A 13,607-nucleotide genomic window follows, 5' to 3' on the forward strand; every position below is an offset into this window, starting at 1 on the left:
GACCTGCGTTCCGTCCAGGAGCTGCTGGGACACAACAGAGTGGAGACCACCCAGATCTACACCCATGTCATGACCCGGCCCGGCATCGGGGTGGTCAGTCCACTCGACGAGGGGTTGCCGGTGGGCTTGAAGGAGGACGTGGCGCCGTACCGGGTCCCGGTGCCCGATCCGTTGTCATCCTCGCCGGCGCGCGTCCCTCCGGTGGTGGACGATGTGGCTTACCGGGTGGAGACGGAGGAGGCCTGAGGAGCGATTGTTGTCGTTGACCGAACGGCTCTCTGTTGAGCCACCGCTGGCGGTTTGGATCGCAGAGTGACGCTGGGGACAGGCCACCGACGGAGTCAGCACCCCGACGCCGCACCCCGGCCCGCAACGGCCCTGTCCCTGATTTTGGGCATCACGGCAAAATAGCATCGAATCCATGCTCGACGTATCGCTGCAGAAACTCTCCGAGGCTAGAAGCGATGCGAAAAGGCGGATCGCCGTTGTAGTAGTAGATCTCTGTCGTGTCTGATCGTGTAGATGTGATGCGGGCGCAGAACGCGAAACACATGATGCACCAGTCGCCGATGACGAATAGATCGCGAAGAGTCTCGGGTGCAGACGACCAGACGAGCGGGAGTGGGGCGACGTGAGTAATTGTAGCGTCTGGTAGAGCGAGGTCAGCCGGTGTTGGCAGGGGCCAGAAAGCGAGCATGTCGGAATCCTCCTCCCACATCTCAGTGCCGCCCATGCCGTCGGCAATTTGGAAATATGTCTTGAGGTCTGTCGGCATGACCAGGCCATGAGTCTGCTCGAAGAACTGGATGGTCTCGGCTGACGCTCCCGGTCTGAAGTTAACGCCCTGAGAGCGCCATTTCTGGAGGGTAGCTTCGATAGCTTCATCGAGCGTCATTTTAAGCGTGCGACACAATGGCCGGCTAACATTGTTTAGACTGCCCCAATCGCAGCCCGGATGTGACACCTTGTCAATCTGGAATGGAATGTCTGCGTAGGCTGCGGAATGGTTGGCCCCGTGGACCATCCCACGAACCGCAGTCCCCGCGAATCCCCAGCACCACGCGGACGCCGCACCGCTGGCGCCGTTCGCGACGACCCGCCCTGGCTCCAGCGCCTCTGGAGCCGCCAGCGCGTCCCACTGAACCGCGAAAAACTCCACTGGTGGAGCGTTCATGTCCTGCGTTTCCTCGAATTCATCCGGACCCACCAGGTCGAGGGGCCCATGGACGTCCTCGCCAGCGAGTTCCTCGCCGACCTGGCCGTCCACCAGCCGCCCCCGAGTGAGCGGGGCCAGGGGACAGGTCCTGGGTGGCCTCGGTTCCGAGCTTCCTTCTCCGGTGGCGGTAATGCGTTCGGCGCCGCTTGAACCGTTGGGGCCGAAGATCGGTTCGGAGAAAACTCTTGATGTGTTTGGGGGATCCGGCTTCCTTGGTTCCACGATCGTGGACAGAGCATGCAACAGGATCCGCATGCCGGCGGGCCTCCGGCTCCTCAGCCTCGTGCTGCTGGTGCTGGTGTCGCTGGCGTCGTTGCGGACGGCCGGCGCCGGGTGTGTGAATGGGTCCTCGGTGGGGGCTGCCGTCGGCGGGGATTCGTGCTGCCGGTCGGGTGCGGCTGCCTGCTGTCCGTCGCATTGCTGCGTCCAGTCTCCGGAGAATGCACCGGCTTCACGGCCCCTGCAGGCAGTGCTTCCAGGCGATGGCCCATCGCATCTGTCGCCTGTGGTCCTGCTGCGCGTCCTCCGGCTGTTGCCAAAAGCTCCCGATGCCCCGCCCTTGGGGCGCGGGACGGCTCAATTCGGGGATCTCCCCCCGGGCCTGCCCTTGTTCCTCCGGCAGGCCGCCCTGCTGATCTGAGTTGACCCTGCAACGGGGAGGTCGTGTGCCCGGCGCGGGTGCAGGACCCGCTCACGCGTGCCCGGATACCGCCGGTGGCACGGCTGTGGGCTCCCCAGTCGCGCCGCCCTCCCGTCCCGTAACTCTTGTGCTCCCTGGTCATGCTTCATTCCCGACTTTTCCCAGGGCTCCGGATCGTATCCCGGAGCCATCCTCAGGCTTCACTCACCCGCCGCCATGGCCGCCCCTGCCTGCGGGTGCCGCCGCTCGCTGCCGTTGCCACTGCGCTGGCGCTCGGCGGCGCGGTCCGGATGGCTGCAGCGGACCCGCCCGAGGTTTTGACTCCTGAAGTGGTCGAGCGGTGGGTTCAAATCATGCGGGCCCATCAGCCGGCGCTCGCCGCCTCCGGGGAACGCTCGCGGGCCGCAGCATTGAACGCCGAAGGGATCCGTCGTTTCGAGGACCCGGAAGTCCGTGTGGGTGGTGCGATCTTCAGTCCGGAGGGCATGAATCCGTCCGAATTCGGCAACCTCGTCTACGGGGTTGAACAGAAGCTTCCCGTGCTGGGCAAGGAAACGGCGAACCGCCGGCGCGCCGAGGCCCAGGCGGCGGTCGAGGCGGCGCGGACCTCCGCCCTGTTGCAGGTGTTTCGCAGGGATCTCTCCATCGCCCTGTTCAATGCCGCCCTGACCGGGCGCCGTGCGGCGCTGGCGCAGGAGGATCTGGTGGCGCTGGAGGCGGGCCGGACGGTGGCCGAGGCGCGGTACGGCGCCGGCGAGGGCACTTCGGTGGAGGTCCTGCGGCTGCAGAGTGAGGCGGCGCGGCGCACCACCGACCTGGCCTCGGCGGAGGATGATCTCCGGGCGGCGCGGGCCTCGGTGAACCGCTGGCTCGGACGAGGGCCCGACGCCCCGTTGCCGGCGTTTGGACTTCCGGACCCGGCGCCATTGATCCCCTATTCGCCGCAGCTCCTGCGTCTTGCGAGGCTGGCGGAGCCCCAGTTGCGGATCCTGGATCGCGAACGTGAAGTCGCCGAGGCCGAGTTGGTGGTGAGCCGGCGGCGGCGGCGTCCGGATCTCGGTCTGGGAGTCGAGGGATGGCAGTACGGTGGCGACGGGGGCTTTCGCCAGGGGATGTTCACGCTGTCCCTCAACCTGCCTTGGCTGAACCAGGACCGTTATCGCCGGGACATCGAGCGGGATGCGGCGCGGGTACGGGCCTCCGGGCTCGACGCCCGCGACCGCGAGCTGGAGCTGGAGGAGGAGCTGTACCGCCTGACCACCCGCATCGCCGCCGAGCGCCGGACCGCGCTGGCGTATCGCGACGACATCGTGCCGCGCGCGCGCGCTGCGGATGCCGCCGCCGTGGCGGCCTGGACCTCGGGGCGCGGCACCCTGTCGGAGGTCTTCGACACCCGGAGGGCCCGGCTGGAGGCGGAGCTCGAAGAGGCCCGGGCGATCGCCGGCCAGTGGATCGCGCTGGGTGAACTCCTCCTGTGTTGCGGCCTGGAGGATCTGGATGCCCTCTGGGAATCCGGCTCAAAAGCGGAAACCGCCGCCGCCCAAGCGATCCCTGTCACCGGCCGCTGAACCGTCCTCCTCCGATGAAGCCAATCCTGATCCTCATCGCCCTGATCGCCGCGGCTGCTGCCGGCTGGTGGACCGGTCGCGGTTCCCGTGGGGGAACTCCGGCGTCACCGCCCGAACGACGCATCCTCTTTTACCAGTCCTCCATGCATCCATGGATCCGCTCCGACCAGCCGGGGCGCTGCACGATTTGTGGCATGGAGCTGACGCCCGTTTACGAGGGTGAGAGCGGGGTCGAGATGTCGGGCGACCGGGTCACTCTGGGCTCGAACAGCCTGCATGTGGTGGATGTGCAGACCGCGCCCGCCGTTCGTCAGGCCCTGCGCCGCACGATCCGGGGTGCTGGAACGTTGCAGCAGGATGCCACCCGCCAGCGGGTGATCTCGGCCTATGTCGAGGGGCGTCTCGACCAGTTGTTTGTGAACTACGACGGCGCCGAGGTGGTGGCGGGGGAGCCCCTGGCGCTGCTCTACAGTCCGATGCTGCTCGGAACCCTCCGCGAGTATCTCTCCCTGGTGCGGGACTTCGGCCCGGCAGCCCCGCTGCCGCGTTCGGCGGCCTTGCGACTGCAGCAGTTCGGGATGATGGAGGAACAGATTGCCCGCCTGCCGTCCACCTTCACGGAGACGAACCTGCACGTGGAAATCCCGGCGCCGATGACCGGCACCGTCGTCAAGCGGTTGGTGGTCGCCGGTCAGACGGTCGCGCAGGGACAGGCCCTCTTTGAGCTCGTGGACGACAGCACCCTGTGGTTCGAGCTCATTGTATACGAACAGGACCTGCCCTGGATTCGGCCCGGGCAATCCGTGGAGGTGACCTTTCCGTCGGTGCCAGGCCGTGTGTTCACCAACACCATTGCCTTTGTGGCGCCGAGTCTGGATGAGGCCACGCGCAGCACCCGCGCCCGGGTGCCCATCGAAAATCCGCTGGTGGATCCCGGGGAGAATCGCGCGAGGCGGCTCCTGCAGCGGATGCTCTACGGAACGGGGTGGGTCCGGACCGACGCGCCGGAGGTCCTGACCGTTCCCCGCAGTGCCGTTCTGGACCCCGGGGGACGTCCGATGGTGTTTGTGGAACTGGCCCCGGGCCACTACGAACCGCGGCCGGTACGGCTGGGACTGCGGGGTGACGAGGACATTGAAGTGCTGGAAGGCGTATCCGTCGGGGAGCGGGTGGTCACGCGCGGGGCCCTCATGCTGGACGCGCAGGCCCAGTTGAACGCGGTGGCCGTCGGGGCGGCGGAGTCCCCGCTCGAGGAACCCGGGCTGCCGGCCGTGCCGCTGGAGGCACCGCAGCGTCTCGCTCTTCAGGCGGCACTGACCGGCGCGGATGCCCTCGCCCGGGCGCTGGCGGCGGATGATCTGGGGGCTTTCAACGCCGCGGTGGAGCTGATGCATCGCACTACGGAATCGCTGGCGGGTGCCCTGAAGGCCTCGCCAGAATGGCAACCCACCGGCGCGGCCCTCGCGCGGGCCGGGCATCTGGAGGCCGCGCCGGATCTCGAGTCGGCGCGCCGGGAGTTCCACGGGCTGATGGGGGTGTTGGTTCCCGTCGCCCAGCGCGTGCGCGCCTCGGACCCGGCGTTCCGAGAGGTGAAGATTTACCGGTGTCCGATGACCCGGCGGTCGTTTCCGGGCGCCCCGCCGCGTGCGGAATGGCTGCAGCTCTCCGGACCGCTGCGCAACCCGTATTTCGGCGATGAGATGCCGGACTGCGGCACGGAGGTCGCCCCGTGATCAACGCCATCATCACCGGGTCGCTGCGCAACCGCTTCCTGGTCCTGTGCGCCGCCCTGCTGGTGGCCGTCTGGGGGATCAAGGCGGTGTACTCGACGCCTGTGGATGCCATTCCGGACCTGAGCGAAAACCAGGTGATTGTCTTTGCAGACTGGGCCGGGCGCAGTCCCCAGGAAGTCGAGGATCAGGTCACCTATCCCCTGTCGGTGAACCTCCAGGGTCTCGCCGGTGTGAAGACCGTGCGGGCCACCTCCATGTTCGGGTTCTCCCTGATCACGGTGATTTTTCGCGACGACGTGGACAACTACTTCGCCCGGTCCCGGGTGCTGGAACGTCTGAACTACCTGACCACGCTCATGCCATCGGGCGTGATTCCGCAGTTGGGCCCGGATGCCACCGGACTCGGATGGATCTACCAGTATTACCTGCAGGTGGATCCCCGGGTGGCACCGGACGGTGGGTATGACCTCGGGCGCCTGCGTGCGGTCCAGGACTGGTTTGTCCGGTATCAGTTGAACGCCGTGCCCGGGGTGGCGGAGGTCGCAAGCCTGGGCGGGTTCGTCCAGCAGTATCAAATCGAGGTCAGCTCGTTGCGGATGCGTGCCCTGGGCATCTCCCTTCAGGAGGTGCTGGAGGCGGTGGCGGCGAACAACCTCAACGTGGGGGGCAAGACCGTTGATGAGAACGGCATGGAGTTTGTCATTCGCGGCGTGGGCCTCGTGCGGGGAGTTGGAGATCTGGAGCAGATCGTCCTGCGGACGGGGGCCGACGGGACTCCGGTGACGCTGGCGCAGGTTGCCACGGTGCAGTTGGGCGGTGATTTCCGCCGCGGCGCCCTCGACGTGGACGGCCGCGAGGTGGTCGGAGGCATTGTCGTGATGCGGACCGGGGAGAACGCGATGGCGGTGATCCGGGCGGTGAAGGAGCGGCTGGAACAGATCCGTCCGGCGCTGCCTCCGGGAGTCTCCATTGAGCCGTTCTACGACCGCAGCGACTTGATCGAACGAACCATCGCCACTCTCAAAGACGCCCTGTGGGAGGAAATGCTGCTCGTGACCCTGGCGCATGTGATTTTCCTGTTCCACTTCCGGAGCATCCTGATCGTCACCATCCCGCTGCCGCTCTCGATCCTGATCTCCTTCATCCTCATGCGGGAGTTCGGCATCTCGTCCAACATCATGTCGCTCTCCGGGATCGCCATCGCGATCGGGGTGCTGGTGGATGCGGGCATCGTCATGACCGAGAATGTGATCCGGCATTGCGAGCTGCGCGAAGCGGCGCGTGGCGGGGCCACGGGTCCCGTCCGGTTGTCGTCAGCCGAGACCTGGGAATGCACCCTGGCCGCGGCCCGACAGGTGGGACGTCCGATCTTCTTTGCGATGGCCATCATCATCTTTGCGTTTCTCCCGGTCTTCGTGCTGGGCGGACAGGAGGGCAAGCTGTTCCGTCCGCTGGCCTTCACCAAGACCTTCGCCTGTGTCGGGGCCACGATCCTGGCAGTGACCGTCGTGCCGGTGCTGTGCTCATTGCTGGTTCGGGGGCCGTTCCGCTCCGAGGAGGACAACCGGGTGATGCGATGGCTGCTGCGTCTGTATGATCCGGCGCTCCGATGGGCGCTGGATCACCGTCGCGCGGTTCTGGGCCTTGCGGCCCTGCTGCTGGGGGTCGCGCTGGTGCTGGCGTTCGGACTGCCGCGTCCCGTGTGGCAGCGTTTGCGCGATGCCGGCCTGCCCACGCCGCTGCTGCGGGCGCTCGGCGGCATGGGGAAGGAGTTCATGCCGCCATTGAACGAAGGTTCCCTGCTGTTCATGCCCGTGCTGCTGCCGGCGACCTCGCTGTCCGAGGTCAACCGCATCATGGCGTGGCAGGACCGCGTCATCCGCGAGCTCCCGGAGGTGGCGAGCGCCGCGGGCAAGCTCGGGCGCGCGGATACCGCGACCGATCCGGCCCCGGTGGAAATGATCGAGACCACGATCGTGCTCAAGCCGGAGTACCTGACCACACGCCGTTCAGTGCTTGGGCTGTTCTCCATCCCCTGGACGGTGCGGAACCCCGCGTGGCGCCACGGCATGACGCGCGAGGGCCTGGTGGCGGAGCTCACGAGGACGCTGACCGCCGTGCCGGGGTATGTGCCCGGGTTTCTTCAACCGATTGAGAATCGCGTGCTGATGATCGCCACCGGGATCCGGGCCCAGCTTGGGGTCAAGGTCCTGGGAGACGACCTCGACGCCCTGCAGCAGCAAGCCTTTGCGGTGCAGCGCGTGGTGGAATCCATCCCCGGAGCCACCGGGGTGTCCCCCAGCCGCGTGCAGGGAAAGCCCTACCTGGAGGTAGAGGTGGACCGTCCAGCGATGGCCCGACACGGGCTCGACGTCCGGCGGGTCCTGGATGCCGTGGAGGTGGGGATCGGCGGACGGAATGTCACCACCACCATCGAGGGACGCGAACGGTTCCCCATCCAGGTTCGGCTGCAGCGCGATGAACGGGACGACCTCGACCGGCTGGGTTCCATTCTGATCACGGCGCCGTCCGGGCTGCAGATCCCCCTGGGCCAGGTGGCCACCCTGCGCCGGGTGACGGGACCCAACGAGATTGCCAGCGAGAACGGGCGGCTGCGGGTGTTTGTGCAGGCAAATGTTCAGGGACGCGATCTGGGAGGGTTTGTGGACGAGGTGAAGCGCCGCGTGGCGGCGGAGATCCTGCCTGGGTTGCCCGCGGGCATGACGATCGAGTACAGCGGACAGTACGAGGAATTGCTCCGGGCGGAGCGCACGCTGCGGATCGTCATCCCCATGTCCCTGTTGATCATCTTCCTGCTGCTGTACGCGGTCTATCAATCCGCCGGGGAGGCGGCGCATGTCATCCTTGCCGTGCCGTTTGCCCTGAGCGGCAGCGTCTTTCTCCAGTACCTCCTCGGCTACAACTTCAGCGTCGCCGTCTGGATCGGGTACATCGCCCTGTTTGGCATCGCCATCCAGACCGGGGTGGTGATGGTCGTGTACTTGGAGGAGGCGCTGGAGCGGAAGCGGGCCGAGCGCGGCGCGGCGTTCAACCGGGAGGATTTGCTGGACGCCATCCGTTCGGGGGCACGGCTGCGCTTGCGGCCGAAGATCATGACCGTGGCCACGACCATCGCCAGCCTGCTGCCCATCATGTGGAGTTCCCGTGCGGGCGCGGAGGTGATGAAGCCGCTGGCCGCCCCGGTCATCGGCGGCAGCGTCAGCTCGCTGCTGCACATTCTGATCGTGACCCCGGTGCTCGTCGCCTGGCTGCGCGAGCGCGCGCTGGCCAACCGCTGAACGCGTGGCGTCCGCTCAACGGTTGACCGCGTGGAATTCGCAGACCACCGGGCGGTGGTCGGAGGCCAGGCCCCAGTTGGGCCCGGAATAGACATAACTCCCTTCGGCCCGCCACTCGCGCGCCATGCCCTTGCTGAGGAGCACGTAGTCAATCCGGCTGTAGGTGTCCTCCTTGCCGTAAAAATGCGTCCAGGTCACGGTGCGGAATCCGTCCTCCTTCTTCGAATCCCCATTGCGTTCGTAGGGGCGGGTGTCCGTCAGCGCGGTCTTGCCGCGTCCGAGCAGTGTGCGGATCGGCGGGCTGTCCCGCGTGTCGTTGAAGTCGCCGCACACCAGCACATTGGCATTGGGCGACGCGGCAAGGAGGGCATCCACCTTGTCCCGCAGGATGCGGGCCTCCGCGGCGCGCAGGTCGGATTCGTCGGCCACGGACGATGGACGACGCGACTTGAGGTGGGTCGTCAGGAGCGTGAAGCGATACCGGGGTGTGACCTCGATCTCGACCTCGGCGATCCCGCGGTTGGTGAACAGGCGCCGTCCGTTGAGCAGAAAGGACTCCCGCGAGTGGGGGCGGCGGGCGGTGATGGGGAAGCGGCTGAGAACGGCAACGAAGATGTTGGTGTCCCAGCCGCCGACGTGTTCGAGATGGGGCAGGTCCAGACCGGCCTCCCGCAGGCGCCCCTGCAGTTCCTCGAGGGCTTCCCTCTGGCCGATCTCCTGAAGGGCCAGCACGTCGGGCTGGATGGCGGTGATCTGGGCGACGACCTGGCGGCGGCTTTCCAGCGACTTGACGGGCCGGGTTCCCGTGGCCTTCAGGTGGTAGTTCTCCAGGTTGAACGTCGCGACGCGGAATGACGGTGGAGCGGTCGTCTGGCCCGTCGCCGCAAGCGTCAGCGCGATCAGCAGCGCTGCGGTCAGTGCGGCCCGGCGGAGCGGGGCAATGCGGGACATGGAATGGAGGGCTTGCGACCGGCGGCGATCACTCCTTCAGGCCGGCCTTCTTCAGCTTGGGCGCGATGACCCGCTGGCAGTAGGGATTCCGGTCCTTGTTCAGGCGGTAGTAGTTCTGGTGGTAGTTTTCCGCAGGGTAGAACGCGGTGGCCCGGGTGATCTCGGTGACGATGGGCTTGGCAAAGTCCCTGGCGGCTTCGTCCCGTGATTTCTCGGCGACCTGCCGCTGGGCATCGCTGTTGTAGAAGATGGCCGAACGGTAATGGGTCCCCACATCAGCGCCCTGGCGGTTCAGACTGGTCGGGTCGTGGATCTGCCAGAATTTGGTGAGGATCTTCTCCAGGGACGTGACCTGGGGATCGAACACCAGAAGGGCCACCTCGGCGTGCCCGGTTTCGCCGGTGCAGACCTGCTCGTAGGTCGGATCGGGAACCGTGCCGCCCATGTAGCCGGAGGTCACCGAAAGGACCCCGGGGATCTGCTGATAGACCGCCTCGGTGCACCAGAAGCATCCCGCGCCGAGCGTGATCGTCTCGGCGCCCGCCGGGACCTCGGGCTGTTTTGCAGGGCTTTTCGGGGAAGGGGGAACCGACGGGGCGGGCTGGCTCAGGCAGAGCATCAAACCCATCCATGGAAGCAGGGCCAGTTGGAGGATCCGTTTCATGTCAGGAGCAGTTTCAGGGTGCGAGACTCGCACGGCAACTCCCGTCCGACAATCGCGAGGAGTGGGGAGGGACCTCCGGAAAAAGAAGAGGGCGCGACCCGGCCGGGTCGCGCCCCAGGGGAGGCACGGAACGGAACCAGCGCCTACTGCTTGCTGAACTTCTCCTCGGCCGCCGCAAACGCGTGCTCCAGGGCCACGAGGTCTTCGCCCGGCTTGAGCTGCTCCAGGAGCTTCTGCTCCTCCTTGATCTGTTCCTGGGTGTAGTTGGCGGCCTTGATCGAGAGGCCGATGCGCCGCTCCACACGGTCAATCTTGATGACCCGCGCGGTCACGTCGTCACCCACCTTGAGCACGTTCTTGATCTTGTCCACGCGCTCCTCGCTCACCTGCGAGATGTGGACCAAGCCGTCAATGTCGTGATCGAGGCCGACGAAGGCGCCGAAGCTGGCGAGCTTGGAGACCTTGCCCTGGACCAGGTCGCCGACCTTGAAGAACCGGTCAATGCCCTCCCACGGATCCGTGGAGAGCTGCTTCATGCCAAGCGAAATCCGCTGGTTGGCCTTGTCCACCTCCAGGACCACCGCCTCGACGACATCGCCCTTCTTCACGACCTCGCTCGGATGGTTGATCTTGCGGGTCCACGACATGTCGGACACGTGGATCATCCCATCGAGCCCCTCTTCCAGCTCCAGGAAGGCCCCGTAGCTGGTGAGGTTGCGGATGGTGCCCTTGACCTGGGTGCCGGACGGATACTTCTCGTGGGCGACGTCCCAGGGGTTGGCCTCGAGCTGGCGGATGCCGAGGCTGATCTTCTGCTCCTCGCGGTTGATGCCGAGGACGACGGCCTCGATCTCCTGGCCGACCTTGAGCACGTCGGACGGCTTGGCGATGCGTTTGGTCCAGGACAGTTCGGTGACGTGCACGAGGCCCTCGACGCCCGGCTCGAGCTCGATGAAGGCGCCGTACGGTACGAGATTGACCACCTTGCCCTTGACCTTGGCGCCCAGCGGGAACTTTGACTCGATGCTGTCCCAGGGGTTGGCCTCCTTCTGCTTGAGGCCGAGGGAGACGCGCTCTTTTTCCCGGTTGATGTCGAGGATGACGACGTCGAGTTCCTGGCCCACACGGAGCAGCTCGCTCGGATGGGAGATGCGGCCCCAGGACATGTCGGTGATATGCAGCAGGCCGTCGAGACCGTTGAGGTCAATGAAGGCGCCGAAGTCGGTGATGTTCTTGACGACGCCCTTGCGGATGTCGCCCGGCACCAGTTCCTGGAGCAGGGTGGCCCGCCGGCTGTTGCGCTCGGCCTCGACCAGTTCGCGGCGGCTGAGCACGACGTTCTGCCGCTCGGGGTTCAGCTTGACGACCTTGAACTCGTAGGCGTTGCCCACGTAGATCTGCAGGTTCTTGGGCGGGGAGATGTCAATCTGGGACGACGGGCAGAACGCCTCGACCCCGATGTTCACCACGAGGCCGCCCTTGACGACCGCCTTGACCTTGCCCTGAACGGTCCCGCCCTCGTTGCAGATGGTCTGGATGCGGTCCCAGTTCTGCTTGAACTCCGCCTTCTCTCGGGAGACGAGGATGTTGCCGTCCTTGTCCTCGGACCGTTCGACCAGCACCTCAAAGGTGTCGCCCACCTTGAGGGAGTCGAAGTCGGGGATCTCGGAGCCGGGCACGACGCCCTCGGACTTGCCGCCGACGTCAATGATGACCTCCTTGGGGCGGATCTCGATGACGGTGCCTTTGACGATTTGACCGGTCTGAAGCGGCTTTTCGAACTGCTTCAGCATTTCTGCGAATTGCTGCGTGGTGACTGCCATGGGAATGACGGGGCGAACGAATGAACTCAACAATGGGATCGTGTCGCCGGTAAACGGGAGCTTGGCGTGGGCGATGAGAAGAAGCGCCGCCCGGCGCGAAGGCTCCGTGCCCAACTCTGCCGCGTTGCGGTTGGCAACGGAGGTTTAAAGTTCAGGTGATGCGTTTATCGGTGTTTCTCAGCCTCTGACGCCGCCACACACGTGACGGCAGGCGGAGGGAGGCTAGGCAGACGGCGGGTCGGATCAAGGCAATTCCCCCGCCGGCTCGGATCCCACCGGCACCAATCCCATTGCCTTCGGCACCCCGATTTGCGTCACTCCGGACACCATTCCCGTGAATTCCGTCCTGATTTCCCGCCGTGCCCTGCTGGGTTCCCTTGGGGCGACCGCCATTTTGGGGGTACCGTGCCGCCGGCTCGCCGCAGCCGATTGGAACCCGGTCCCGTCGGGGTCGTTCTCGAAATCGGCGGGGTCCGGACGCTCCCTCATGAAACTCGATCAGAATTCCTTCGGCCACCTCCCCGATGGCTCCGAGGCGATGCGCTTCACGGCGTCCACCGCCTCCGGCATCACCGCCCGCTTCACCAACTACGGGCTCATCCTCACCGAACTCCTGGTGCCGGACCGCGACGGCCAGACCACCAACGTGGTGCTCGGGTTCGACAATCTCCCGCGCTACCTGCAGGGACACCCCCACTTCGGTGCGATCGCCGGAAGGGTGGCCAACCGCATTGCGCGCGGCGAATTCACGCTCGACGGCACGACCTATCGCCTGGCCACGAACAACGGTCCCAACCACCTGCACGGCGGACGGGTCGGCTTCGACAAAAAGCTCTGGAAGATCGAAGGCTACGAACTCACACCCGGGCAGGCCTCGGTCCGCTTCAGCCATGTCAGTCCGGACGGCGATGAGGGGTATCCGGGAACCCTGCGGATGACCGTGACCTACACGCTCACGCAGACCGGCGACCTCCGCATCCACTATCAGGCCACCACCGATCGCGCGACCCCGGTCAACCTCACGAACCACAGCTACTTCAACCTCGCTGGACGCGGCACCGTGGACGATCAGGTGCTCGAAGTGTTTGCCAGCCGGTATACGCCCACCGACGAAGGGCTGATCCCCACGGGCGTCCTCGCGCCGGTGGAGGGCACCGCGCTCGACTTCACCCGGCCGCGGCGGCTCGGCGACCGCATCCGGTCCACCGGCCTGCAGCCCCCGGGATATGACCACAACTTCGTGCTGGATGCGGGCGGCGGTTCGCTCGCGCTGGCGGCACGGGTGACGGATCCGGCCTCGGGACGGATGCTGGAGGTCTTCACCGATCAGCCCGGGGTGCAGTTGTACACGGCGAACCATTTCCCGGCTGACGGCTACGAGTGCAACGGCGGTCTCCGATTTCCGCCGCTCGGCGCGTTCTGCCTCGAGACCCAGAATTTTCCTGACGCCATCAACAAGCCCAACTTTCCCAAGGCGGTCCTGCGTCCGGGGGAAACCTACGACACCACGACGATCTTCCGACTGGGCATCGCCGGCGGCTGAGGAATGGCCCCGCGGGGTGGTTCGCGCCCGCCGCGGGTGGAGGTGCTGCGCGGGCGCTGTGGAGTACGGCGCCCCCGCGCCGTTTTGGAACGATGCGACGCTCCGAGACGCCCCGCGATTGAGCCAAAGGCAAGTGTCCACCGGTCGCTTGCCGGTGACGCGTTGGCCCG

9 protein-coding genes and 1 pseudogene are annotated in these 13,607 nt (G+C 66.3%); 6 read left to right on the forward strand and 4 right to left on the reverse strand.

Annotation, left to right across the window (positions count from 1 at the left end; translation table 11 throughout):
- Positions 1 to 108: pseudogene (locus KF791_12925) on the forward strand (tyrosine-type recombinase/integrase).
- A gap of 289 nt (positions 109 to 397) precedes the next feature.
- On the opposite strand, the gene KF791_12930 reads toward KF791_12925, so the two are convergent.
- Positions 398 to 1,267 (reverse strand): SMI1/KNR4 family protein, encoded by an 870-nt coding sequence (locus tag KF791_12930; protein MBX3733486.1) that lies wholly within the window; start codon positions 1,265 to 1,267, stop codon positions 398 to 400.
- A gap of 202 nt (positions 1,268 to 1,469) precedes the next feature.
- Here KF791_12930 and KF791_12935 point away from each other — a divergent pair, with 202 nt between their 5' ends.
- The 4 genes from KF791_12935 (at position 1,470) to KF791_12950 (ending at position 8,456) form a co-directional block, all read left to right on the forward strand.
- Positions 1,470 to 1,856 (forward strand): hypothetical protein, encoded by a 387-nt coding sequence (locus KF791_12935; protein ID MBX3733487.1) that lies wholly within the window; start codon positions 1,470 to 1,472, stop codon positions 1,854 to 1,856.
- Between the two features lie 140 nt (positions 1,857 to 1,996).
- Positions 1,997 to 3,424, forward strand: coding sequence for a TolC family protein (locus KF791_12940; GenBank protein MBX3733488.1), 1,428 nt, complete (start codon positions 1,997 to 1,999; stop codon positions 3,422 to 3,424).
- A gap of 14 nt (positions 3,425 to 3,438) precedes the next feature.
- Positions 3,439 to 5,157 (forward strand): efflux RND transporter periplasmic adaptor subunit, encoded by a 1,719-nt coding sequence (locus KF791_12945; GenBank protein MBX3733489.1) that lies wholly within the window; start codon positions 3,439 to 3,441, stop codon positions 5,155 to 5,157.
- On the forward strand, positions 5,154 to 8,456 hold the full coding sequence (locus KF791_12950) for an efflux RND transporter permease subunit (protein ID MBX3733490.1): 3,303 nt from the start codon (positions 5,154 to 5,156) through the stop codon (positions 8,454 to 8,456). Before KF791_12945 ends, KF791_12950 begins: the two co-directional genes overlap by 4 nt.
- 15 nt (positions 8,457 to 8,471) lie before the next feature.
- Here KF791_12950 and KF791_12955 read toward each other — a convergent pair whose 3' ends face one another.
- From KF791_12955 to rpsA, 3 genes are all read right to left on the reverse strand, one after another.
- Positions 8,472 to 9,407: an endonuclease/exonuclease/phosphatase family protein gene (locus KF791_12955; GenBank protein ID MBX3733491.1), complete on the reverse strand. Its 936-nt coding sequence runs from the start codon at positions 9,405 to 9,407 to the stop codon at positions 8,472 to 8,474.
- 28 nt (positions 9,408 to 9,435) lie between these two features.
- Positions 9,436 to 10,071: a peptide-methionine (S)-S-oxide reductase MsrA gene (msrA, locus tag KF791_12960; protein ID MBX3733492.1), complete on the reverse strand. Its 636-nt coding sequence runs from the start codon at positions 10,069 to 10,071 to the stop codon at positions 9,436 to 9,438.
- A gap of 143 nt (positions 10,072 to 10,214) precedes the next feature.
- Positions 10,215 to 11,894 carry a 30S ribosomal protein S1 gene (gene rpsA / locus KF791_12965; protein MBX3733493.1) on the reverse strand — a complete coding sequence of 560 codons (1,680 nt, stop codon included), beginning with the start codon at positions 11,892 to 11,894 and terminating at the stop codon, positions 10,215 to 10,217.
- Between the two features lie 487 nt (positions 11,895 to 12,381).
- Between rpsA and KF791_12970 the strand changes: the two genes are divergently transcribed.
- A complete protein-coding gene (locus KF791_12970; protein MBX3733494.1) occupies positions 12,382 to 13,437 on the forward strand; it encodes a galactose mutarotase in 1,056 nt (351 codons plus the stop codon).
- Positions 13,438 to 13,607: the final 170 nt, after the last annotated feature.

The organism is Verrucomicrobiia bacterium (assembly GCA_019634635.1).
Lineage (GTDB): Bacteria > Verrucomicrobiota > Verrucomicrobiia > Limisphaerales > UBA9464 > UBA9464.